The sequence below is a fragment of the Tepidiforma sp. genome, assembly GCF_026419595.1.
Lineage (GTDB): Bacteria > Chloroflexota > Dehalococcoidia > Tepidiformales > Tepidiformaceae > Tepidiforma.
Genome location: NZ_JANZZD010000018.1, coordinates 1 through 22532 on the forward strand (window position 1 = coordinate 1; position 22532 = coordinate 22532).

Sequence of the window (22532 nt, forward strand, 5' to 3'; positions counted from 1 at the left end):
CGGCAAAACGGGCCCCGGCGTCTCAGTCGTCATCGAAGCAAACCCTGGCGGCGAAAGAGTGGTGCGGCGCGGGCGCGCCTGGCCCTCAAGTGTAGCAGGGCCGCCCCTTCCGGCCTCCCGCCTCGGCCGCCTGCTCAGCTCGCCAGCGCCAGCTGCCGCGCGGCCGCCCCGGCCGCCGCAGGACGCTCCCGCAGCGCCGGCCCCGCGCGCCGTGCCGCTGCCTCCACCGATGGGCCCGCGCCGAGCACCCGCACCTCCAGCGTCGCCGCCTCCTCCAGCGCCGGCGCCAGCGGCCGCACCAGCGCCGCCAGCTCGTGGCCCCGGTGGAGCGGTTCCGCTGCCCGCCGCTGCCACCGCCGGACCTCCCCTCCGGCCACCGCCGCCGCGACCTCCAGCCCCCGGCAGCTCGCGTCGTGCGCCGCGAGCACCAGCCCGAGCCGCTCCAGCGCTCCAGTGAGCCGCTCTCCCGTCACCGGACCCGCGAGCCGCACCGCCAGCCCCTCCCGCCGCGGCAGCGCCCCCGTCTCGCCCCGCGCCGGGCAGACCACCGCCCGACGCGCCGCGCGGGCGGCCGCCTCCGCCTCCTGCCACGTATCGGCGACCGCCGCACGCACATCCAGCCCCGTCCACGCCCGCGCCAGCCCCGCCAGCGCCTCCGCCGCCGCGAGCTCGTCCGCGAACCGCCCCTCCAGCCCGGCCAGGTCGGCGGCCACGGCCTCCCGCGTCGCGACCGCGACATGCGGTGTCGCCTTCGCGCGCAACACTGCTGCCAGCCGCTCGAGCTCGTCCAGCTCGGCGGCCGGTTTCGCCGGCACCGCCGCGAGCGCCGGGCACCGCCCGCGCGCCGCCTCCAGCGCCATGCCGGCCTCCACCCCGGCCGCCGACGCTTCCGCCGAGGCTGCCGCGACCACCGGCCCCGCGCCGCGCAGCTGCACCGTCGCGGCCGGCCGCCCCCGCAGCTCCGGCGCCTCCCGCCGCGCCAGCTGGACCGAAAGCCGCGGCATCACCAGCACCAGCACCCGCATCGCCAACCCTCCGCTGTCACCAGGATCCCCGCCAGTGTAGAACAAACGTTCGGATTCGTGCAATGACAGGTGCCCGCCTTGCTGAACCTCCCGTTCGTTAACGGTACGATCCTGCCCATGACAGCCCACCTCCCCGCCCTCCGCGAGGCCGACCCCGCCAACCGCGCCCGCTATGGCGGCAAGGGCGCCTCGCTCGCCGCCCTCGCCCGCGCCAGCTTCGAAGTCCCCGACGGCTTCATCGTTCCCGTCGATGTCGCCGCCCGCCTGCGCGGCGCGCCCGCCGAATGGCCGCCCGAGCTCCGCCGCGAACTCCTCGCGCGCCTCGCCGCGCTCGTTCCTGCCTACGAACCGGTCGCCGTCCGCTCCTCCGCCGCCGATGAAGACGGCGCCGCCGCCTCCTTCGCCGGCCAGCACGAGACCGTCCTCGGCGTCACCGGCGGCGATGCCTTTCTCGAGGCCGTCGCCCGCTGCCTCGCCTCCGCCGACGCCGAATCAGCGCGCGCGTACCGCCAGTCCGTCGGCGCCGACGCCGAAGCTGCCATGGCGCTCGTCGTCCAGCGCATGGTCCCGGCCGTCGCCGCCGGCGTCGCCTTCTCCATCGACCCCGTCACCGGCAGCCGCGACCACGTCGTCGTCGAAGCCGTCGCCGGGCTCGGCGATGCCCTCGTCTCCGGCCAGGCCGAAGGCCAGCGCTTCCTCGTCCATCGCCAGTCCCTCACCATCCAGGAACGCCCCCACACCGCGCCCGTCCTCTCCGACGACCTCGTCATCGCGGTCGTGCGCGCCGCCCTCCGCGCCGAAGACCTCTTCGGCGGCCCCCAGGACATCGAGTTCGCCGTCGATGAGCGCGGCAAGCTCTGGCTCCTCCAGTCCCGGCCCGTCACCTCGATCGCTGCATCCGCTCCGCGCCCCGACGGCCTCGGCGGCTGGTACTCCGAATTCGATACCCCCACCTCCGACGCCGACCTCTGGACGTCCGCCAACGTGCAGGAGATCCTCCCCGGTCTCCTCACCCCGCTCACCATCACGACCTTCAACCAGACCGTCCCCCGCGCCTACACCGAGGACTACCACGAGCTCGGCCTCCTCTCCGCCGATGAGAATCCGGTCTTCATGGGCTGCTTTTACAACCGCGCCTTCCTCAACATGGAGGCCACCCGCCTCATCGCCTCCCGCGTGCTCGGCTTCCGCGAAGGCGCCCTCGAACAGCAGTACCTCGGCGGCCCCATCGACGACGGCTGGCGCACCCCGCTCCCGCGCCTCAAGACGTGGCGCCACCGCATCCTCACCACCCCGCGCATGCTCCGCGTGATGGCCACCCTCTCGAAGCAGGCCGACCGCGCCGAGCGCGCCGTCCTCGATGCCGAGCAGAAGGTCCGCGCCGTCGACCCCTTCAGCCTCTCCTCCGCCGAACTCCAGCGCTACCGCGAGCGCATCCTCGATTTCGCCGCCCGCATCTCCCGCGTCCACCTGCGCGTCACCGGCGTCGCCGGCTCTGGCTACGACACCATCCTCGCCCTCGTTCGCCCCGTCCTCGGCGACGAAGCCGAAGGCCGCGTGCCCACCCTCTTCACCGGCCTGCCCGGGGTCGAAAGCGCCCGCATCAGCCTCGACCTCTGGGAACTCTCCCGAACGGCCATCGAAACCGGCATCGCCGGCCGCCTCCGCGAGCCCGGCTTCGACCCCCGCGACCCGGCCCTCCCCGCCCGCTGGCAGGAGCGCTACGCCGCCTTCATCGAACGCCACGGCCACCGCGGCCTCAACGAAATGGAGACCGCCGCGAAGACGTGGCGCTGGGACCCTGCCCCCGTCGTCGAGATGGTCGCCTCCTACGTCGATCTCGACCCCGCGCACGCGCCGCCTGCCGTCCTCGCCCGCCAGGAGGCCGAACGCCTCGCCCTCACGCGCGAGATCGACGCCCGCCTCGGCTGGGCGCAGCGCCGCGTCTTCCGTTGGCTCCTCCCCCGCGCCCAGGGCTGGGTCGCCCTTCGCGAACGCACCAAATCCATCCTCGTCCGCGCGGCCCGCCTCGGCGACTGGCACCTGGCCGCCGTCCAGGCCCGCCTCGTCGACCTCGGCGTCATCCGCGAACCGGACGACCTCTTCTTCCTCTCCCACGAGGAAGTCTCGAACGTCCTCGCCAACGGCCTCCGGCTCGACCTCTCGGCGAACGTCGCCGCCCGCCGCCGCGAATTCGAACGCAACCGCCACGTCATCCTGCCCGAGCGCTTCCGCGGCCGGCCGGTCCCGCTCCCGCCCGCCGAAGCCGGTCACGCCGGAGACGTCCTCAAGGGCACGCCGGTCAGCCCCGGCCGCGTCACCGGCCGCGCCCGCGTCATCCTCGACCCGAAAGCCGATGGCCCGCTCCAGCCCGGCGAAATCCTCGTCGCTCCCGTGACGGATGCCGGCTGGACGCCGCTCTTCGCCCTCGCCGCGGGCCTCGTCGTCGATATGGGCAGCGCTCTCAGCCACGGCAGCACCGTCGCCCGCGAGTACGGCCTCCCCGCCGTCGTCAACGTCCGCCAGGGCACCGCGCGCATCCGCACCGGCGACCTCGTCGCCATCGACGGCATCGCCGGCACCGTCACCATCCTCGAAGAGCCGCCCGCCGCCTGACCTGCCGGCTCCCGCGTTGAAGGCGGCGGTGCCCGGGTCCCGGGAGGCAAAAGGCGCGGCGAAGCGTCCCCGCTTCAGCGGAAGAGCGGCCGCACCCCGCACCGCCCGGTCACCGTATCGATGCACGGGTCCGGCCCGGCGTACTTCCCGAGCAGCCGCCGCCCGGACGCCTCCCGCGCGTCGAGCAGCATCCGGAACGCGGCGAGCTCCTCATCGGTCAGCGGCTCGCCCCGCCAGATCTTCGCGACACACTCCGCCCCGAACCGTTCGAACAGCGCCCGGTACACGCCCGCATCCTGCCGCGCCGCGGCTGGCCCCGCAAGCCGCCCTCGCCCCTACTGGCCGCCGCCCGCTGCCTCGCCCGCAGCCACCGGCTCCGGCTCCTCGATGTCCCACCGCGCCGGGACGCGCAGGTACTGCACGGTCCCTTCGCCCACCTCACGGACCACCGCGTCCCACGCCGGCACGTCCCATTCGCTCACGAACGTGTACGAGCAGCCGCGCCGGCCCGCCCGCGCCGTCCGCCCGATCCGGTGGATGTACTCCTCCGGGTTCTGCGGCACGTCGTAGTTCACCACGTCCTCGATGTCCGGGATGTCGAGCCCCCGCGCCGCCACGTTCGTCGCGACGAGGAACTCCAGCCGCCCGGCCCGGAAATCCGCCATCACCCGGTCGCGCTGCGATTGCCGCAGGTCGCCGTGGATCGCCTGGGCCGGCACGCCGGCCGCGTTCAGCTGCGCCGTCAGCCGGTCCACCATGACCTTCGTATTGCAGAAGATGAGCGTCCGGCCCAGCCCGCGCATCTCGTAGAGGTACTGCAGCGCGCGCAGCTTGTCGCGCTCCGCCACTTCGCAGTAGTACTGCTCCACCCCTTCCGCGGTCCGCTGTTCGGGGTCCACCTCCACCCGCTCGGCCCGCCGCATGTACCGCCACACCAGCCGGCCGATGCTCTCCGGCATCGTCGCGCTGAAGAGCGCCGTCTGCCGCTCCTTCGGCGCGTGCCGCAGGATGTAGTCGATGTCCCGCGCGAACCCGATGTCCAGCATCTGGTCCGCCTCGTCCAGCACCACGAACCGCACCGCCGCCAGCGAGAGGGTCCCCCGCTTGATGTGGTCGATCACCCGGCCGGGCGTCCCGACCACCACCTGCACCCCGCGCTCCAGCCGGTCGATGTCCGTCTTCACCTTGCTCCCGCCGGTCAGCGCCCAGGCCGAAAAGCCGTAAAAAAGCGCGAGGTGGTCCATCACCTCGCGCACCTGCTTCGCCAGCTCCCGGGTCGGCACGAGGACGATCGCCTGCACCTCCCGCGAAGCCGGGTCGATGCTCCGCGCCAGCGGAAGCCCGAACGCCAGCGTCTTCCCCGTCCCCGTCTGCGCCAGCCCGACGAGGTCCTCGCCGGCGAACAGCTTCGGCAGCGCCTCCCGCTGGATCGGCGTCGGCTCGGTGAACCCGAGCGCGGCGATCGCCTCCAGCCCGGTCTGGTCCACCCCCAGCTCCCGGAACGCCTCCGAGAGCGGCGCCTTCGCGGCGGGCCGCTTCCCGCCGGCGGGGGCCCGGGCCGCGACCGCTGCTGCCGGCGCCTCGGCGCTTTCGCCGGTCCCCGCTCCCCTGCCGCGCCGCCGGCGCCGCCGCCGCCGCGAGGGCGCGTCAGCCGCCGTTGCCGGTTGGTCAGCAGCCTCTTGCTGAGCCGGGTGCGCCGGGGCCTGCGCCGCGGTCTCCCGCGGGCTCGCCGCCGCGAGCCGGCTCGGGCGGCGCGTCCCGGCTCCACTGCCGGGCGCCGGCTCCCGCCGCGGGGCAGCTCCCTGTCCGCTCGCCGGCGCTGCCGGTGCCGTGATGGTCGTCGTCGATGGGGTGAGGTTGGCGATGCCGGCCTCCGCGCCGGCCGTCCGCCGGAAAGGTCGCGCAATCGTCTCGAAAATGCTGGTCAGCTTCACGTCCTGTTCTTCACCGCCGGCCCAATCTTCCCCGTTCCGGGGAGCCGGCGGCCTCGTCGCATCGAAATCGGGTAAAAACGCCGCGGCCCTCGCTCGTCCGGGGATATCCTCGGCGGGCCGTCTTCAACATGACGTAAACCCAGTGTAGCACGCATCGCCGTTCGACAGCGCGCTGCCGCCGATTCACAATCCCGCCATGCCCTACGAACACATCGCGACCGAACTCTCTGACGGCATCCTCACCATCACCCTCGACCGCCCCGAACAGCTCAACGCCTTTACGGCCACCATGCAGCGTGAGCTCATCGCCGCCTTCGACGAGGCCGACGCCAACGACGCCGTCCGCGTCATCGTCGTCACCGGCCGCGGCCGCGCCTTCTGCGCCGGCGCCGACCTCTCCGCCGGCCCCTCGACCTTCGACGCCGGCGCGCGCGGCCGCCCGACCGACATCCGCGAGTACCGCGACGGCGGCGGCATGGTCACGCTCCGCATCTTCGACCTGAAGAAGCCGATCATCGCCGCCATCAACGGCCCCGCCGTCGGCGTCGGCGTCACCATGACGCTCGCGATGGACGTCCGCCTCGCCAGCGAAACCGCCCGCTTCGGGTTCGTCTTCGCCCGCCGCGGCATCGTCCCCGAGGCCGCCAGCTCCTGGTTCCTCCCCCGCGCCGTCGGCATCCAGCAGGCCATGGAGTGGGTCGCCACCGGCCGCGTCTTCGATGCCCAGGAAGCCCTCCGCGGCCGCCTCGTCCGCTCCGTCCATCCTCCCGAGGAGCTCCTCCCCGCCGCCTACGCGCTCGCCCGCGAAATCGCCGATAACACGTCCGCCGTCTCCGTCGCCCTCAGCCGCCAGCTCATGTGGCGCGGCCTCGTCGCCGACCACCCGATGAAGGCCCACATGGCCGACTCCCGCGGCATCCTCATCATGGGCGCCAGCCCCGACGTCAAAGAGGGCGTCGCCTCCTTCCTCGAAAAGCGCCGCCCCAACTTCACCATGTCCGTTTCGAAGGACCTCCCCGACCTCTTCCCCTTCTACAAAACCCCCGAATTCGAATAACCGGTTCTGCCCCGCGGCGGCCGGCAAACGCATCCCCGGCCGCCGCTCTTCTGCCCCTCTCTCTCCTCCCTCCTCACTTCCCCCGACTCCACTACACTCTCGCTATGCTCGAGCTGACACAACGCCTCGCCGCCGCCGCCGAAGGCGGCGAGCCCGTCCTCCTCGCCGTCCTCGTCGACCCCGGCGCGCTCCCGCTCCAGCCCGGCGCCCGCCTCCTCATCGAACCCGGCGGCAGCACGCTCGGCACCCTCGGCGACCCCGCCCTCGATGCTGCCGCCGCGGACCTCGCCGCCGACTTCTTCGCCCGCCGGCCCGCCGCGCACACGCGCTACTTCCTCGAGGGCACCCTGCGCGAGCGCTCCGCCGAGGGCGTCCCCGCCGTCTACCTCGAAGTCGTCGCCGCCCGGCCTACCTTCCTCGTCGTCGGCGCCGGCCACATCGGCCGCGCCCTCGCCCGCCTCGCGAGCTTCCTCAGTTACCGCGTCGCCGTCCTCGATGACCGGCCCGATTACGCCGACCCGCAGCTCATCCCCGAGGCCGATGAGGTCATCTGCGGCGACTTCGAAGCCGAGCTCGAGCGCTTCCCCATCGGCCCCGGCACCACCATCGTCCTCGTCACGCGCGGCCACAAACAGGACGAGCTCTCGCTCCGCACGTGCCTCGGCCGCGGCGCCGCCTACCTCGGCATGATCGGCTCCCGCCGCCGCACGACGGCCGTCCTCGACCATCTCCGGGCCGAAGGCTTCCCCGAGCACGAACTCGACCGCGTCCGCACGCCCATCGGCCTCGATATCGGTGCCGAAACCCCGGAAGAGATCGCCGTCAGCATCATCGCCGAGGTCATTCTCCTCCGCCGCGGCGGCACCGGCGCGCCCCTCTACTACCGCGCCCGCCGCAGCGCTACTCCAGCGCGCTCCTGACCGCGCCCCGGCGCGCCAGCTCCGCCCGCAGGTCCAGCATCGCCGTGTACGTCGGGATGACGAAGACCCGGTCACCGGGCGCCGTCCCGGCCAGCACCGCGTCCAGCAGCGCCGCCGGGCTCTGCGCCGCCGCGAGCGGCCGCGGCCAGCCCGCGTAGTCCAGCCGGAGCGCGAGGTCCTCCGCCCGGTCGCCGCCCGCCCAGCAGCGCGCTACCCGCCCCGCCAGCAGCTCGTACTCCACATCCCAAATCCAGCTGACGTCCTGTCCGTCGGCGAACCGGTCGTTCAGCAGGCCGGCGATCGCCATCTCCGGCCCGCCCGCCTGTTCGAGCAGCAGCAGCACCTGGTTCGCCCCCGCCGGGTTCTTCGCCAGCAGCAGCCACAGCTCCCGCCCCTCCAGCAGCACCACCTCCTGCCGCCCGAACGCCGCCGACGTCTCGCGCAGTCCGCGCCGGACCGCCGCCTCGTCCAGCCCGAGCACGCGCGCCGCCCCCGCCGCCGCGAGCGCGTTCGCCACGTTGTACAGCCCGGTCAGCCGCATCTCGACGCGCCCCGCCCCGTCCATCTCCCAGCTCGCGCCCCCCAGCTCGAGCCGGATCGCCCGCGCCGTCGTGTCCGTCGCCGGCCGCGAACGCCCGCACGCCGCGCACCGCCACCAGCCCACGTGCGCGAAGTACCGCCGCTCGTAGACGTAGTCGCCGCCGCAGGCGCACCAGCGGGCATCCGCCGCCCCGGTCCCCTCCCGCGCGAAGGCCGGGTCGTCGATGCCGAACCAGTGCACCCGGCCCGGCCAGCCGTCCGCGAGCGCCGCCACCGAGGGGTCGTCCGCGTTCAGTACGAGCACCGCATCCCGCCGCACGGCCGCCAGCCCCTCCCGCCAGAGCCCCGCCACCGTGTCCACTTCGCCGTACCGGTCGAGCTGGTCGCGGAACAGGTTCGTCACCACCATCACGTCCGGGTCGAGCGCCCGGACTGCCGCCGGGAACGTCGCCTCGTCGGTTTCGAACACCCCCGCCATGCCGTCCGCCCCCGGGATGCGGCCGAGCAGGTCCGCCCGGCGCACCAGCAGGCTGGCGAACCCGCGCACCATGTTGCTCCCCTCGCGATTGTGCAGATACGGGCGTCCCGCCGCCGCCAGCATCCCCGCGAGCAGCCGGCTCGCCGTCGTCTTTCCGTTCGTCCCGGTCACCAGCACCCGGCCGCTGCCGAGCTGCCGCCCCAGCGCCGCCACCACCCCCGGATCGACCCGCAGCGCGACCAGCCCCGGCAGCGCCGTGCCCCCGCCCCGCCGCAGCGCGCGCGTCGCCGCACCCGTCAGCTTCCCTGCCGCCACCGCGGCGGCCGTCCTCGCGCCCCTCACGCCCCCATCATCAGCCGTCGCCGCGCCCCGCGGAAGCGCCGGCCGCTACGCCCGCGCCGGGCCGAGCAGCCCCGCCTGCCGCAGCAGCCCCACGATCCGGTCCCGCGCCACGACCCCGATGACCCGCCCATCCTCGACCACCGGCATGTGGAGCAGGTCTTCCATCTCCATCTCCAGCAGCACGTCCGAGACGAGCCGGTCCCGCGCCGTCGCCCGCAGCGCCTCCCGCGGCACCATCACCGAACCCGCCGGCGTCACGTCCCACAGCCGCTCCGGCACGTCGAGCAGGTCGTAGCCCGAAAGCACGCCCGCCAGCCGGTCGCCCTCGCTCACGAGGAACACCGCCCGCGGATTCAGCTCCAGCGTCCCGCGCGCCAGCGGCCCGACGGGCTGCCCGGCATCGACCACCGGCATATCCGCCAGCATCACGTCTTCCGCGCGGTAGCGGGCCAGCTCCTGCACGAGCCGGTTCTGCAGCAGCGATTGCCGCGCCGCGTTCTCGAGGAACAGCCCGATGAGCACCAGCCAGGCGCCGCCCGCCAGCGAATTCGCCAGCACCACGTCCCGCCCGAGCATCGCCAGGACGCCCGCGCCGGCGAGCCCCCACGCGAACGCCCGCCCCGTCCAGGCCGCCAGCGCCGTCGCCAGCCCGTGCCGCCCCGTCACCAGCCACGCAAGCGCCCGGAACACCCGCCCGCCGTCCATCGGGAACGCCGGCAGCAGGTTGAAGACTCCCAGCGCCGCGTTCATGATCGCCAGCCACACCAGCACGTAGTCGATTGGCCGGTCGGCCTGCGCGCCCAGCAGCCACCACAGCCCGGCGAACGCCCCGCCCAGCGCGATGCTGGTGAGCGGCCCGGCGAGCGCCATCAGCAGCTCCTGCAGCGGCCGCGCCGCCTCCCGCGTGATCTGGGCCACGCCCCCGAACACGAACAGCGTGATGCTCTTCACGGGGATCCGGAACCACCGCGCCACGAGGCTGTGCGCCAGCTCGTGCAGCACGATCGACGCGAAGAACGCGGCCACGCTCGCGGCCGCCATCCCGAGATGCGTCCACCACGGCGCCCCTTCGAACGCTGCCGGGTAGAACTGCGTCGCGAGGAACCACGTCGTCAGCCCCGCGAGCAGGAACCAGCTCGGATTCACCATCAGCGGGATCCCGAGCAGCGTCCCGGCCCGGAACGGTCGCAGCCGCATGCGTCTACCCTACGCCTTCCCCGGTAAGCCCGCCGTCAGCCCCGTCAGCCCTGGCTCTTCGAAGGCGGCGGGGGCGGCCCCTGCTCATCGTCGCCCTCCACCACCGCCTCCCAGCAGAGGTAGAAGTAGAACAGCCCCATCAGGATCGGGATGAGGAACGCCGGGTGCCGGCTCTCCACCAGCCCCCAGATGCCCCCTACCGTCATGAACATCAGCGCGAAGACGTAGACGAGGAACGCTCCCCAGCTGAAACCAAGCGGCAACATGATCGACGCCTCCGCCCGGCATCCTACCAGCCGCCTTCGGCAGTGCGCCCCCGCTCAGCAGGAAGAATTCCGTTAGAAAGCGGCCGCGCCCGGCCGCCCGGCCCCGCCCGCCGCGGGTTTTACGAACGTTTTACAGCCAGCTGGCAACTCCCCGCGCCCGGCGCGCGTTTCCTCCGGTGCGTGTACCTTCCCGGATTGCTACGGTAACACGCAGGAGCGCGCCCCTCCGGGCGCTTGCTGGAGGTTCCATGAGCTGGATTCACCGGAAAGCCATCGCCGTCGTTGCCATCGGCGCCGGCGTCGCCACCATCCTCGGCGCCACCCTCGGCATCGCCCTCGCCAAGCACACCAGCACCGTCGGCGGCGTCTGCAGCAACGGCAGCGCCGGCTGCAACATCCACTACGTCGGCACCATCAAGCCCACCGCCGTCAGTCCCGCCACCTTCACCCAGTGCCTCCCCGCTGCCGACTGGATCGGCATCTACATCTGGGACGGCCCGAACCAGAAGTGGCTCCACTACTTCAACACGCGCCCCGGCAACCCGGGCAACTACCCCGAATACCTGAACAACACCGCCGTCGGCGGCATCTCGACCATCCCCGGGTTCTCCGGCGTCGTCCTCGTGATGCGCCCCGGCGCGCCGAACCAACAGGTCACCCTCCTCGACGCGCCCGGCGAGACCTGCAACTAACCCCCTCCCTGCGCGTCCCCCTCACGGGCCCCCGCCGCCGCGGGGGCCTGTCCGTTCCCGGCAGAACGTAACCTCCCGGCCCCGTACCATCCCGCCCCATGGGTGAACTCGCCGCCCTCCTCGCCGCCCTCACCTGGTCCGCCACCAGCGTCGCCCTCACCTCCCTCTCCGCCCGCACCTCCCCCGTCGTCCTCAGCGGCCTCCGCCTCGGCTTCGGCGCCCTCGCCATGCCCCTCATCCTCCTCGCCAGCGGCGAAACCGGCACCATCGCGCAGGCCCCCGCCGGCACCATCATCCAGGTGGTCGCCTCCGGCGCGCTCGGCTACGGGCTCGGCGATACCCTCTACATCGCCGCCCTCAACCGCCTCGGCATGCAGCGCACGTTCCCCGTCTCGATGGCCCTCTACATCGGCCTCACCGTCGTCTTCGGCGTCCTCCTCCTCGGCGAGCCGTTCACCTGGGGCCTCCCCATCGGCGCGCTCCTCATCGGTGCCGGCACCTGGTTCATCATCGCCCCCGCGCCGCCGAACGAACCGGCGCCGCCGCCGTCCGCCGATGCGGGGCCGGTCGCCCTCGCTCCGCCGGTCGGTCTCCCGCCGCCCGGCCTCGCCGGGTACGCCCTGCTCGGCGGTGTCGGCGTCACCTGGGCCGCCGCGACCCTCTGGCTCGCCGCCGCCAGCGGCGACCTCGGCGCCATCGCCGCCGGCACCATCCGCACCCCCGCCGGCGCCGTCGCGCTCCTCGGCTTCGCCCTCGCCTTCCAGCGCCCCGCCCTCGTCGCCCCGTTCCGCAGCCGCGCCCACCTCGGCGCCATCGCGCTCGCCGGCGTCGTCGGCACCACCATCGGCAGCCTGCTCTACGTCTACGCCGTCGTCACCGCGGGCGCCGCCCGCACGGCCATCCTCTCCTCCACCTCGCCCCTCCTCGCCCTCCCGCTCTCCATCGTCTTCCTCGGCGAACGCCTCACCCGCCGCATCCTTGCTGGAACCTTGCTCTGCGTCGCTGGTATCGTCCTCGTCGTCCTGTGAACGCCGCCAAAGGCCCCGGAGCCGAATCCCTGCGCAGCATCGCCCTCCCCTTCGTCTTCGTGCTGTTCATCGTCGCCTGCGCCCGCGACGCCGAAGGCCCCTCCCGGCCCGTCATCACGATCGAGCAGGGCGATGCCCGCGCCAGCGTCACCGTCGAACTCGCCGTCACCCCCGGCCAGCGCGCCCAGGGCCTCATGTACCGCCGCGCGCTCGACCCCGATGCCGGCATGCTCTTCATCTTCCCGACCGACAGCCGCTCCGGCTTCTGGATGCGCAACACTTACGTCCCGCTCGATATCGCCTACATCAGCGCCGATTTCGTCGTGCTCGAAATCCGCCGCGGCACTCCGCTCGATGAGACCGTGCTCACCCCGTCGAACCCCTACCGCTACGTGCTCGAAGTGAACGCCGGCTGGTTCGAAGCCAACGGCCTCGGCCCCGGCGCGCGCGTCATCTTCCCGCCCGGCCTGCTCGAAGGGCTCGAACCCTAGCCCGCCGCCAGCAGCGGCCCCCACGCCATCGCCGGCCGCCGCGAAGCCGCCAGCCGCCGGAACTGCTCTGCCGTCAGCGGCCCCGCGAAGTAGTGGCCCTGCCCCCGCGCACACCCCACCTCCCGCAGATACCCCAGCTGCCACTCGGTCTCGATTCCCTCCGCCACCACCTCCATCCCCAGCGCCGTCCCCATCTCCACGATCGCCCGCACCAGCGGTCCCGACGACGCATCCACGCCCAGCCGCCCCACGAACGCCTGGTCCACCTTCAGCGTATCGATCGGCAGCCGCTGCAGATAGCTCAGCGACGAATACCCGGTGCCGAAGTCGTCCAGCGCGAGCCGGACCCCGAGCCGGCGCAGCTCCTGCAGCACCTCCAGCGCCGCCGCCACATCATGCATCAGTACGCTCTCCGTCAGCTCCAGCTGCAGCGTGCCCGGGTCCACGCCCGTCGCCTCGAGCACCCGCCGGATGCGCCCGGTCAGGTCCGGCTGCCGGAACTCCGCCGCCGAGACGTTCACGCTCACCGTCAGCCGGCTGCCCGGCCGGAGCCCCTGCGCCCGGGCAGCCTCCCGGCAGGCCTCCTCGAGCACCCACTGCCCGATCCGCACGATCTCGCCCGTCTCCTCCGCGATCGAGATGAACGTCGCCGGCGAAAGCACGCCCCGGTGCGGGTGGTTCCACCGCAAGAGCGCCTCCATCCCGACCAGCGCACCCGTTTCGAGGTCCACCACCGGCTGGTAGAGCAGCTGCAGCTCCCGCCGCTCCACCGCCCGCCGCAGCGCGTTGTCGAGGTCGAACCGCTCCGCCGGGTCTGCGTCCAGCTCCGGCGCGAACACGACGTACCGCGCCCGACCTTCCGCCTTCGCCCGGTAGAGCGCCACGTCCGCCTTCCGCAGCAGCTCCGTCGTGCTCCGGTCCTCCGGCCCGTTGACCGCGATGCCGATGCTCGCGCTCACGAACATCTCCTGCCCGGCCACCGAAAACGGCCGCCGCAGCGCCTGCATCACCCGCTGCGCCGTCTGCACCGCCAGCGAACCCGCCTGTTCCCCGCAGATCAGAACCGTGAACTCGTCGCCGCCCAGCCGCGCCACCATCTGCCCCTCGGCCGCCCCCACCAGCCGCTGCGCGAACACCGAAAGCAGCTGGTCGCCCACCCCGTGCCCGAGCGTGTCGTTCAGGTATTTGAATCGGTCGACGTCCATGAACAGCACCGCCACCCGGTCCGGCCGCCGCTCCCCCGCCAGCGCCCGCGCGCAGGCCGCGAGGAACATCGCCCGGTTCGGCAGCTCCGTCAGCGGGTCGTGGAACGCCCGGTAGATCAGCGTCTCCGTCGACACCTGCAGCGCCGAGAGCGAACGGTTCAGGTCCGCCTCCAGCTCGTCCAGCTCCCGCACGACCGCGCCCGGCGCCCGCGCCTCGAACTCGCCCCGCCGCGCACCTCGCAGCAGCCCCCGGACGGAGGCAAGCGGCCGCCGCACCGCGCGGTCCGCCAGCAGCGCCGCTCCCGCTCCGGCGCCCGCCGCAGCCCCCAGCTCCGCCGCCGCCTCGAGCGCGCCGCCTCCGAACAGCACGATGCCCGTCCCCGGGCCCGCCAGCGCTGCGAAGCCGAATAGCCCCGCCCACAGCGCCCGCATCGGCAGCCGGCCCCGCAGACGCGCCGGCGGTCCCGCGCCGTCCGCGGCCGGTCGCCCGGTTTGCGGCCCGCCCGAATACGCCTGAGGAATGGTCACGATATCTACAGATTCGGCAGCGGCGCCGCCCGCTGAAGGCCGGTGGCGCACGCCTGTACAGGCCGGACCCACGCGCGTAGCATCCGGCCGGACGCCAATCGGCCGTCAGGGAGCCGCCAATGTCCGCCTACCGCATCGAGCTGTTCGTCCACGTCGCCGCCGTCATCGTTGCCCTCGGCGCCACCTTTTCGTTCCCGCTGCTGCATGCAGCAGCCGAACGGCAGGGCGTGCCAGCCACCCGATTCGTGCTCCGAACCATGCACCTCATCGAGACCCGCTTCGTCCTGCCCGGCGCGGTGCTCATCTTCCTCATGGGGCTGGCCCTGATCTTCGACGACCGCACCGGCTACAGCGACCACCTGCCGGCGTGGCTCGCAGTCGCCATCGTCTGGTATCTCGCGGCATTTTTCACCGCGAGCGTCGTCCAGCGCGCCAATGTGAACGCCGCCCTCGGCACGCTCGAAGGCGTTCCCGACGGCAGCGCCCTCCCCACGGCCTACCGCGCCGCAGCCCGGCGCGTCCAGCTTACCGGGGCAGTCCTCGGGCTCACCACGGTCGGCATCGCGTTCCTCATGGTGTGGAAACCCGGCGCCTGAGCCCCCTGCTGCCCCCGCGCCGCTGCGGGGCCTAGGCCGTCACGGCCTCCGGGAAGAACGCCTGCATCACCTCGGCGCTCAGCGGCACGTTCTGGATGCGCGCCCGCTGGAGCGTCTCCCAGTAGTACCGGTACGTCGCCCGGTCGTGCAGGTTCCCCTCGTGCTGGATCGGGCCCCAGTCGGCGGCGTAGGCCTTCAGCAGGATCGCCTGCGCCTCTTCCACCTCATCGTGCGAGGGCGCCATCGCCCGCGTGATCGGCTCGATCTGCGCCGGGTAGATGCTCCACTGCCGCAGGAAGCCGAACTCCATCCGCGCCCGCCGCGCGTCGTTGTAGATGAACTCCTGGTCCTTCAGCTCCAGCGTCACGTTGTGCGCCGGCACCACGCCGTTCGCCAGCGCCGCCGCCACCATCTCCGACTTCGCCCGCCGCAGCAGCGCATGGTCGAACTGGTGCGGCGACCGCATCGCATACGACGGGATCGCCCCGTGGTGCGCGCTCACGAAGTCCATCAGCCCGAAGTCCAGCACCTGCACGTTCGGCAGCGTGGCGATCTCCCACACCTCCCGCAGCGCCCCGTGCGTCTCGATGAGCGCATGGATCGGGATCTCCCGCCGGATGCCGGCCCGCGCCGCCGTATTCCGGATGTAGTCGATCATCTCCGCCAGCTCGCGCGCCCGCACCGTCTTCGGGATCGTGATGTAGGCGACCCGCTCGCCCGCCGCCGGCACGATGATGTCGACGTCCGCCTTCCAGTGCTCGTGCGTGTAGTCGTGAATCCGCACGCCCGCCATGTTGTGCTGGTTCAGCGGGCTGTTCTGCATCCGCACCACCATCTCCGCGTGCTCCCGCTCGCGGCCGGTCGGCGCGCCGTCCTCGCAGTCCATCGTGATGTCGAAGACGCCGCCCATCTTGTTCTGCAGCTCCAGCGCCTTCGCAATCCGCTCCTCCGTCCCCGCAAAATGCTCACAGGTCGGGATGATGGGGAACGGCTTCTCCCCCTCGAAAAGAACTTCATTCGGGTGACGTGGCATCGGCTCTTCCGTTCGTACGTGGGATATCGGCAGGGCCGGCGCGGCAGGGGGCGCGCGCCCGGGCACGTCCTCCAAGTATGCCGCCCCCCGCTCCCCCGGTGAAGCCGCCTCCCTCCTGCCGTCCGCCGTCAAGAACCGGGAAAAAATAAGCCCAAAGCTAACGAAACCGGGCTATACTAGGAATGCACCGTGTTTATCTTCGACCTCGAGCTCGTCAACTTCCGGAACTACGTCCGCGCCCACATCCGCCTCGACCGCGGCCTCAACCTCTTCGTTGGCGATAACGCGCAGGGCAAGAGCAACCTCCTCGAGGCGATCTACCTCCTCTCCACCCTCCGCTCCTCCCGCGCCAGCCAGGATTCCGACCTCGTCCGGCGCGAGATCCTCCCCTCCGACTTCCCCGTCGCCCGCCTCGCCTGCCAGGTCGAACGCTCCGCCGGCAACCTCGCCCTCGAACTCGCCATCGTCGGCCGCACCGTCGACCCGGCCCACCGCGCCGGCAAGCGCGTCCGCGTCAACGGCGTCCCCCGGAAAGCCTCCGATGCCGTCGGCCAGCTCTGCGCCGTCCTCTTCACGACCCTCGATATCGACATCGTCGCCGGCCCGCCCCTCATGCGCCGCCGCTACCTCGACATGATGATCTCGCAGGTCGACCGCGGCTACCTCCGCGCGATGCAGAAGTACGCGCGCGTCCTCCAGCAGCGGAACAGCCTCCTCAAGCGCATCCAGGCCCGCGAAGCCCAGGCCCACGAGCTCGCCTTTTGGGACCAGGAGCTCGCCCACGCCGGCGGCACCATCTACTGGGCCCGCGCCGATGCCCTCGGCCACCTCGCCATCCAGGCCGAGCAGCAGATGGAGCGCCTCAGCGACGGCCTCGAATCCCTCACCCTCATCTACCGCCCCTCCATCGGCGGCCTCGACCAGTACGACGCCCCGATCGACGACGCCGAGTGGACGGGCCGCATGCTCAAGGCCCTCCAGTCCGTCCGCCAGCGCGAAATCGCCGCCGGTGCCACCCTCGTCGGCCCTCACCGCGACGACGTCGAAGTCCTCATCGATGGCATGCCCGCCGATGCCTTCGCCTCCCGCGCCCAGCAGCGCACCGCCGCCCTCGCAATGCGCCTCGCCGAGGCGAGCTACCTCCGCCGCGCCCTCGGCGATGACCCCGTCGTCCTCCTCGATGACGTCCTCAGCGAACTCGACGCCCGCCGCCGGCGCGCCCTCCTCGAATACATCGATACCTTCCAGCAGACTCTCGTCACCACCGCCGATCCCGACCGTCTCCGCGACATCTACACCCGCGCCGCCGGCCGCTTCGTCGTCAACGCCGGCACCATCACCCGCTTCGAGGGCGAGTAGCCGCTCCCGGGCCCGGCCCGAACGACAGCAGAGGGGCGGCCCCCATGGGGGCCGCCCCTCACTCATGTCCGAACCGCGGTGCGGCGTGCCGCCTTACCGGCTCCGCCGGCTCACCGCCGCCAGCCCGGCCGAGGCCGTCACCAGCGCCGCGCCGGCGCCCAGCAGCAGCCACAGCGCCGTGCTGCCGCTCGAAGCCGCGGCCGTCTCGCCGGTCCGCGGCGGCGCGGGCGTCGGAGCCGGCGCCGGGGCCGGCGCATCCACCAGCGGCACCACCCGGAGCGACCCGTTGCCCGCCAGGCCCACGGCCACCGCCGTGTACACCGTCCGCGCCTGCAGCTGCAGGTTCGGGATGGTCAGCACCGTCGCGCCCGTCGCGTTGACCTTCACGTCGAGGCTGTACGTCCCCGCCGGCACCGGCACGTAGGGGCTCACGTTCCGGAAGGCCACGCCGCGGAACACGTTGGTGTTCGTCCCGGCCACGGCCACGTCGACCGGCGGCGCATCCGGCGAGGCGTGGATCAGGCGGATGTGCGCGTTGTTCCCGCTCGGCGTCCGGTTGTCATCCTCGAACAGCGTCAGCGCCAGCGACCCGTCGCCCACGCGCCCCGTCGCCAGCACGGTGATGTCCTTCCCCGCCACGATCTCCAGCGTCGCCTGCAGCGCCGGCGTCCCCGTCCCGTCCGAGGGCGAAACGAACACCTTCACGTTGTGGCCGCCAGCCGGCAGTGCCACGTACCCCGTGTTGTTCGGGAAGGCCAGCGCCGTGACAGCTTTCTGTCCATCGACAAAAATGTCCACCGGCGGCGTGTCGGGGCTCGCGTGCATGATGCGAACGCGCCCCGTCGCCTGCGCCTCGGCGCCCTGCGGCGCCAGCATCACCCCCGCAGCCAGCGCTGCCACCAGCGCCGCGGCCACGAGGAGCATCGACCGGGTCATGACTGCCCGTGCCAGGTTCATCCAACGTTCCTCCGGGTTGATTCCTGCGCGGCTGCCGGCCGGTCAACCGCGTACACCCCATGTACGCACCCTCGACAACACTTCGATCACACCTTCCCCCAACTTCGCCGGCCGCGCTCCATGACCACCCACTTCGAACGCTTCCGCGCCGGCTATGCCGCCGCCTTCGATGCCCTCGTCGCCGAGTACACCGGCCCCGCCTTCGCCGCCGCCGTCCAGGTCCTCCGCGACCCCGCCCTCGCCGAAGAAGCCGTCCAGGACGCCTTCGTCCGCCTCTGGCAGCGCGGCCGCCAGTTCGACCCCGCGCGCGGCAGCGAACGCTCCTGGATCCTCGCCATCGCCCGCAACGCCGCCATCGACCTCCTCCGTAAGCGCGCCCGCGCCTTCGAACGATCGATCGACGACGCCCCCTCCGTATATGCAGTGCGGGACCCGGACGATACCTGGCAGACCGTCCTCGCCAGCCTCACCGGGGAGCGCCTGCGGCAGGCACTGGAGGAACTGCCAGCCGAACAGCAGGACGTCATCGTGCGCGCCTACTACCAGGGCCAGCGCCCTGTCGATATCGCCCGAGAACTCGGCCTTCCCGAAGGCACCGTCCGCAGCCGCCTCCGGCTCGCCCTGGCCAAACTGCGCGATACCCTCGCGCCCGTCCGCGAGGCTCTCGAACCATGAACCGAGAACAGGCCCTCGAACTGCTGCCCGATTACGCCCTCGGCCTCCTCGAGCCCGCCGAGGCCGCCGAAGTCGAGCGGCTCCTCGCCGCCGACCCGGCCCTCCGCGCCGAACTCCAGCCCTTCCTCCAGGCCGCCGAAGCGCTCGCCCACGGCTACGACGACGCGCCCCTCCCCGCCGGCGCCGCCGACCGCATCGCCGCCGGCGTCCGCGCGCGGCTCCAGCCGCCCGCCCCCATCCCCTTCCCCGCCCCCGCCCCGGCCGCTCCGCGGACCCCGTGGCGCGCCATCGCCCTCGCCTCGGCCGCCGCCGTTCTCGTCCTCGCCGTCGGCCTCGCCGCCGCCCTCATCGCCTACCTCGACGCCCGCGACGACGCCGACAGCCTCCGCGCCCAGCTCGCCAGCCGCGCCATCGAACTCCCGCTCAGCGGCGACGGCGCCCGCGGCGCGGTCTACGTCTCCTCCGATTTCTCCTTCGCCATCCTCCGCATCGTCGGCCTGCCCGAGGCCCCCGAAGGCCACCACTACCAGATCTGGAGCGAAGGGCCCTACGGCGCCCGCTCCGCCGCCGACTTCGAAGGCGCGAGCGGCGAACTCATCGTCCGCCTGCCCTCGCTCCCGCGCGATATGACCCGCATGTTCGTTACCCTCGAGCCCGATGGCGCCGCCGGCGACCGCCCGCAGGGCCCCGAAGTCATGACCTCCCCGCGCTGACCCGCTGGCACCATCCCCGCCCGCCGGTCATCATGACCCCACCATGACCACCGACGCATTCTTCATCCCCGAGGGCGATACCTTCGTCCCCCAGCCGATCTGCCGCGGCCCCTGGGACCCGAACTCCCTCCACGGCCGCGTCGTCGCCGGCCTCCTCGGCGCCGAAGTCGAGCGCCGCCACGGCGAACCCCGCCTTCGCGTCGCCCGCATGACCGTCGACCTCTGGCGGCTGCCCGATTTCACGCCCATCGCCGTCGAGACGCGCGTCCAGCGCGAAGGCGGCCGCATCCGCATCGTCGACGCCGAGGCCTTCGCCGGCGGCCAGTCCATCGGCCGCGCCAGCGTCGTCCTCCTCCGCGAAAGCGACCAGCCGTCCGGCGACGTCTGGGCGCCGCCCGCCTGGGACTTCCCGCCGCCTTCGGCCCTCGCCCCCGACCCCCGCCCGCCCATCGCCAACGAAGGCTGGCAGCCGATGTGGGAGAGCCGCTCCCAGGGCCGCGCCTTCGGCGTCGTCGCCCAGAAGCGCACCTGGATGCGCGAGGTCCGCCCCCTCATCGCCGGCCAGCCCCTCACCCCCTTCCAGCGCGTCGCCGTCGCCTGCGATTTCGCCAGCCCCCTCGCCAACTCCGGCAGCGCCGGCCTCGCCTACATCAACGTCGACATCACCCTCTACCTCCACCGCTACCCCGGCGGCGAATGGATCGGGTTCGAATCGACCGACCACGGGGCCAGCGACGGCATCGCCATGGGCCAGTGCCGCCTCTACGACGAAGACGGCCCGATCGGCGCCGCCACCGTCGCCGCCGTCGCCCAGCGCCGCCGCGCCTGAATCCGGCTCCCGTGCTGGCTTCGAACGCCTGCTGCTCGCCCGGGCGCGCGCCGGGGGTCACACCCCGGCGTAGCTGTGCAGGCCGCTAATCCAGAGGTTCACGCCGAAGTAGGTGAACATCACCAGCCCCCACATCACCACCAGCCACCACATCGGGTCCGGCCGCCAGCCCCGCCGCAGGCGGGCCGGCACCAGCCGCCGGATGCCCGGCGCCCCCGCCACCGACCCGCTCCCCGCCCGCGCGTGGAAGTACGCCACGAGGCTCAGCCACGTGACCAGCGCGCTCGTCTCTTTCGGGTCCCAGCCCCAGTACCGCCCCCACGCGCTGTTCGCCCACCACGCGCCGAGCGCAATCCCGAGCCCCAGCAGCGGGAAGCCGACCATCACCGCCTTGTGGGCGAGGTCGCCCGCCGCATCCGCCGAGGGCAGCGCCGCGAACCGCCGCTTCCCCTCGCCGCCCTGCGCGAGGTACACCACTGCACCGCAGAACGCCACCGTCAGCACCGCGTACGAGAGCATCATCACCGACACGTGGATGGTGAGCAGCGGCCCGTTCTGCAGCGCCGGGATGAGCGGCACGATCTCCTTCGGGAACGTCGCCGCGATGCCCAGCATCGCCACCACGATCGGCAGCGCCAGCGCCCCGTACCGCCGGTTCCGGTACACCGCCTCGAACGCGAGGTAGGCCGCGCACGTCCCGAACGCGAACGCCGTCGTGAACTCATACAGGTTCGAAAGCGGCGCATAGCCGCGCGCCGCCCACCGCGCCGCGAACCACCCGGCGAGGAACACCGTCGTCAGCACCGTGAACGTCGTCGCCAGCCGGCCGAGCCCGGCGTTCGGACCCGCCGCCGGCACGCTCACGCTCACCGTCCCCGCGTTCGTTTGCGCCGCCACCCGCCGCACCGCCAGCGACGCGCTCGCGAGGTACGCCCAGTACAGCAGCGCCGCGATCGGCGCCGTCACGACCGACGTCCAGTACAGGTACAGCGCGAGCTCAGCCACCGTTCGTTCCCCGTTTCACGAATCATACCGTCGTTCCGCCCCGCGGTCAGGCCGCGTTGCCGCGGGCTTTACCCCGCCCGTTCGAGCCGTTCGATCGCCGCCTCCAGCCCGGCGAGGCACTCCCGCTCCCACGCCGCCGCCCGCCGGAGCGCCATCGCCGCCGCCCGCCGGAGGCCCGGCACCTGCACGTTCCCGTGCCCGCCGGCCGGGAACGGAAAGAGCGTGATCAGCGGCGAGAGCGCCTTCGTCTCCTCCTCCAGCGCCCGCGCAGCGCGCTCCAGCGCCTCCCCCGCGGCGGGCAGCGCCGCCGCGACGTCCCGCAGGAAGAGCGCGCCATCCGCCCGCGCCGCCTGCAGCACCGCCAGCGTGTAGGCGTTCCCCGCCCGGTCCACCTCCGTGTCGCCCTCCAGCGCCGCCGCCCACGCCTCCAGCCCCGCCGTCCCCCGCGGCTGGCCGTCGCCCGGGTCTTCCTCTCCCCGCAGCAGCGCCGCCGCCGTCTGCAGCGCCTCGTTCAGCACGGCAGGCTCCACCTCCACCGCTTCGACCGGCGCCCAGAGTTCGACCTCCCCGAGCGGCGCCCAGTTCTCCCACGCGACGAACGGCCCCACCTCTTCGGTGATGATGTCCTGCACGAAGAAGCCGCCCCGCTCCCGGTCGTACCCGTCGATGATCCCGAATTCGTGCAGGTGCAGGTCCCACCCGATGACCGGCACCCCGGCGTCCAGCCGCTCCATCGCCCACGCCGCGCCGGCCGCCTTCCCTCTAGCGTCTGCCGGCCCGGCGAACCGCTCGAACCGCAGCCCCGTCCGCGCATACCGCGCCACCATCGCGCCCCGGTCGAAGTTCGCCGGCCCGCTCGGCAGCGCCGCCACGCCCCCCTTCATCCCGAGGCAGAAGTGGAACGCATGCCCCGTCAGCCCCATCACCGCGTGCCGCGGCAGGTCGATCCCCGCGTGCCGCAGCACCCCTTCGAGCGCCCCCGCCGCGCTCGTCCAGTTCGGCGCCAGCTCCAGCCCCGCGATGCGCTGCCCCATCGACTCCAGTCT

General features: G+C 72.9%; 22 protein-coding genes. 11 read left to right on the forward strand and 11 right to left on the reverse strand.

Features of this window, described 5'->3' with window-relative positions; genetic code table 11:
* Positions 1-134: 134 nt before the first annotated feature.
* Positions 135-1025, reverse strand: coding sequence for a hypothetical protein (locus tag N2041_RS10050; protein ID WP_297678352.1), 891 nt, complete (start codon positions 1023-1025; stop codon positions 135-137).
* 117 nt (positions 1026-1142) lie between these two features.
* Between N2041_RS10050 and N2041_RS10055 the strand changes: the two genes are divergently transcribed.
* Entirely contained in the window at positions 1143-3641 is a 2499-nt protein-coding gene (locus tag N2041_RS10055; protein WP_297678354.1) for a PEP/pyruvate-binding domain-containing protein, read from the forward strand.
* 74 nt (positions 3642-3715) lie between these two features.
* On the opposite strand, the gene N2041_RS10060 is transcribed toward N2041_RS10055, so the two are convergent.
* A complete protein-coding gene (locus N2041_RS10060) occupies positions 3716-3928 on the reverse strand; it encodes a hypothetical protein (protein WP_297678356.1) in 213 nt (70 codons plus the stop codon).
* A 48-nt stretch (positions 3929-3976) separates the two neighbouring features.
* Positions 3977-5575: a DEAD/DEAH box helicase gene (locus N2041_RS10065; RefSeq protein WP_297678358.1), complete on the reverse strand. Its 1599-nt coding sequence runs from the start codon at positions 5573-5575 to the stop codon at positions 3977-3979.
* A gap of 196 nt (positions 5576-5771) precedes the next feature.
* On the opposite strand from N2041_RS10065, the gene N2041_RS10070 reads away from it, so the two are divergent.
* Complete coding sequence (locus N2041_RS10070) at positions 5772-6632, forward strand: crotonase/enoyl-CoA hydratase family protein (RefSeq protein WP_297678360.1); 861 nt, start codon at positions 5772-5774, stop codon at positions 6630-6632.
* A 104-nt stretch (positions 6633-6736) separates the two neighbouring features.
* On the forward strand, positions 6737-7552 hold the full coding sequence (locus tag N2041_RS10075; RefSeq protein ID WP_297678362.1) for an XdhC family protein: 816 nt from the start codon (positions 6737-6739) through the stop codon (positions 7550-7552).
* Here N2041_RS10075 and N2041_RS10080 read toward each other — a convergent pair.
* From N2041_RS10080 to N2041_RS10090, 3 genes are read right to left on the reverse strand one after another with little or no spacing between them, the layout of a single operon-like run.
* The gene (locus N2041_RS10080; protein ID WP_297678364.1) at positions 7533-8912 is read right to left on the reverse strand and encodes a MurT ligase domain-containing protein; all 1380 of its coding nucleotides are present in this window, start codon (positions 8910-8912) and stop codon (positions 7533-7535) included. The two genes, N2041_RS10075 and N2041_RS10080, sit on opposite strands and share 20 nt — an antisense overlap.
* A 45-nt stretch (positions 8913-8957) precedes the next feature.
* Complete coding sequence (locus tag N2041_RS10085) at positions 8958-10109, reverse strand: site-2 protease family protein (RefSeq protein ID WP_297678366.1); 1152 nt, start codon at positions 10107-10109, stop codon at positions 8958-8960.
* Between the two features lie 44 nt (positions 10110-10153).
* Entirely contained in the window at positions 10154-10375 is a 222-nt protein-coding gene (locus N2041_RS10090) for a hypothetical protein (RefSeq protein ID WP_297678368.1), read from the reverse strand.
* Positions 10376-10623: 248 nt separating this feature from the next.
* On the opposite strand from N2041_RS10090, the gene N2041_RS10095 reads away from it, so the two are divergent.
* The 3 genes from N2041_RS10095 to N2041_RS10105 all read left to right on the forward strand — a co-directional run bounded on the left by N2041_RS10095 (position 10624) and on the right by N2041_RS10105 (position 12586).
* Complete coding sequence (locus N2041_RS10095) at positions 10624-11067, forward strand: hypothetical protein (RefSeq protein WP_297678370.1); 444 nt, start codon at positions 10624-10626, stop codon at positions 11065-11067.
* A gap of 98 nt (positions 11068-11165) precedes the next feature.
* Positions 11166-12095: a DMT family transporter gene (locus N2041_RS10100; RefSeq protein WP_297678372.1), complete on the forward strand. Its 930-nt coding sequence runs from the start codon at positions 11166-11168 to the stop codon at positions 12093-12095.
* Positions 12092-12586: a DUF192 domain-containing protein gene (locus N2041_RS10105; RefSeq protein WP_297678374.1), complete on the forward strand. Its 495-nt coding sequence runs from the start codon at positions 12092-12094 to the stop codon at positions 12584-12586. Before N2041_RS10100 ends, N2041_RS10105 begins: the two co-directional genes overlap by 4 nt.
* Here N2041_RS10105 and N2041_RS10110 read toward each other — a convergent pair.
* Complete coding sequence (locus N2041_RS10110) at positions 12583-14223, reverse strand: EAL domain-containing protein (protein WP_297678376.1); 1641 nt, start codon at positions 14221-14223, stop codon at positions 12583-12585. The genes N2041_RS10105 and N2041_RS10110 overlap by 4 nt on opposite strands.
* A gap of 215 nt (positions 14224-14438) precedes the next feature.
* On the opposite strand from N2041_RS10110, the gene N2041_RS10115 reads away from it, so the two are divergent.
* Positions 14439-14915, forward strand: coding sequence for a DUF2269 family protein (locus N2041_RS10115; RefSeq protein WP_297678378.1), 477 nt, complete (start codon positions 14439-14441; stop codon positions 14913-14915).
* Between the two features lie 31 nt (positions 14916-14946).
* Here the strand turns inward: N2041_RS10115 and N2041_RS10120 are convergent, their stop codons facing one another.
* A complete protein-coding gene (locus tag N2041_RS10120; RefSeq protein ID WP_297678379.1) occupies positions 14947-15948 on the reverse strand; it encodes an aldolase/citrate lyase family protein in 1002 nt (333 codons plus the stop codon).
* Between the two features lie 189 nt (positions 15949-16137).
* Between N2041_RS10120 and recF the strand changes: the two genes are divergently transcribed.
* Complete coding sequence (recF, locus tag N2041_RS10125; RefSeq protein WP_297678381.1) at positions 16138-17307, forward strand: DNA replication/repair protein RecF; 1170 nt, start codon at positions 16138-16140, stop codon at positions 17305-17307.
* A 93-nt stretch (positions 17308-17400) separates the two neighbouring features.
* Here the strand turns inward: recF and N2041_RS10130 are convergent, their stop codons facing one another.
* Positions 17401-18264, reverse strand: coding sequence for a DUF4397 domain-containing protein (locus N2041_RS10130; protein ID WP_297678383.1), 864 nt, complete (start codon positions 18262-18264; stop codon positions 17401-17403).
* A gap of 120 nt (positions 18265-18384) precedes the next feature.
* On the opposite strand from N2041_RS10130, the gene N2041_RS10135 reads away from it, so the two are divergent.
* From N2041_RS10135 to N2041_RS10145, 3 genes are read left to right on the forward strand one after another with little or no spacing between them, the layout of a single operon-like run.
* A complete protein-coding gene (locus tag N2041_RS10135; RefSeq protein WP_297678385.1) occupies positions 18385-18939 on the forward strand; it encodes a sigma-70 family RNA polymerase sigma factor in 555 nt (184 codons plus the stop codon).
* The gene (locus N2041_RS10140) at positions 18936-19652 is read left to right on the forward strand and encodes an anti-sigma factor (protein WP_297678387.1); all 717 of its coding nucleotides are present in this window, start codon (positions 18936-18938) and stop codon (positions 19650-19652) included. The genes N2041_RS10135 and N2041_RS10140 overlap by 4 nt, the downstream gene beginning before the upstream one ends.
* Positions 19653-19695: 43 nt before the next feature.
* The gene (locus N2041_RS10145) at positions 19696-20481 is read left to right on the forward strand and encodes a thioesterase family protein (RefSeq protein ID WP_297678389.1); all 786 of its coding nucleotides are present in this window, start codon (positions 19696-19698) and stop codon (positions 20479-20481) included.
* Positions 20482-20538: 57 nt separating this feature from the next.
* Here the strand turns inward: N2041_RS10145 and ccsA are convergent, their stop codons facing one another.
* Both ccsA and N2041_RS10155 read right to left on the reverse strand, forming a co-directional pair.
* Positions 20539-21486: a cytochrome c biogenesis protein CcsA gene (ccsA, locus tag N2041_RS10150; RefSeq protein WP_297678391.1), complete on the reverse strand. Its 948-nt coding sequence runs from the start codon at positions 21484-21486 to the stop codon at positions 20539-20541.
* 68 nt (positions 21487-21554) lie between these two features.
* Positions 21555-22520 (reverse strand): hypothetical protein, encoded by a 966-nt coding sequence (locus N2041_RS10155; RefSeq protein ID WP_297678393.1) that lies wholly within the window; start codon positions 22518-22520, stop codon positions 21555-21557.
* Positions 22521-22532 lie beyond the last annotated feature (12 nt).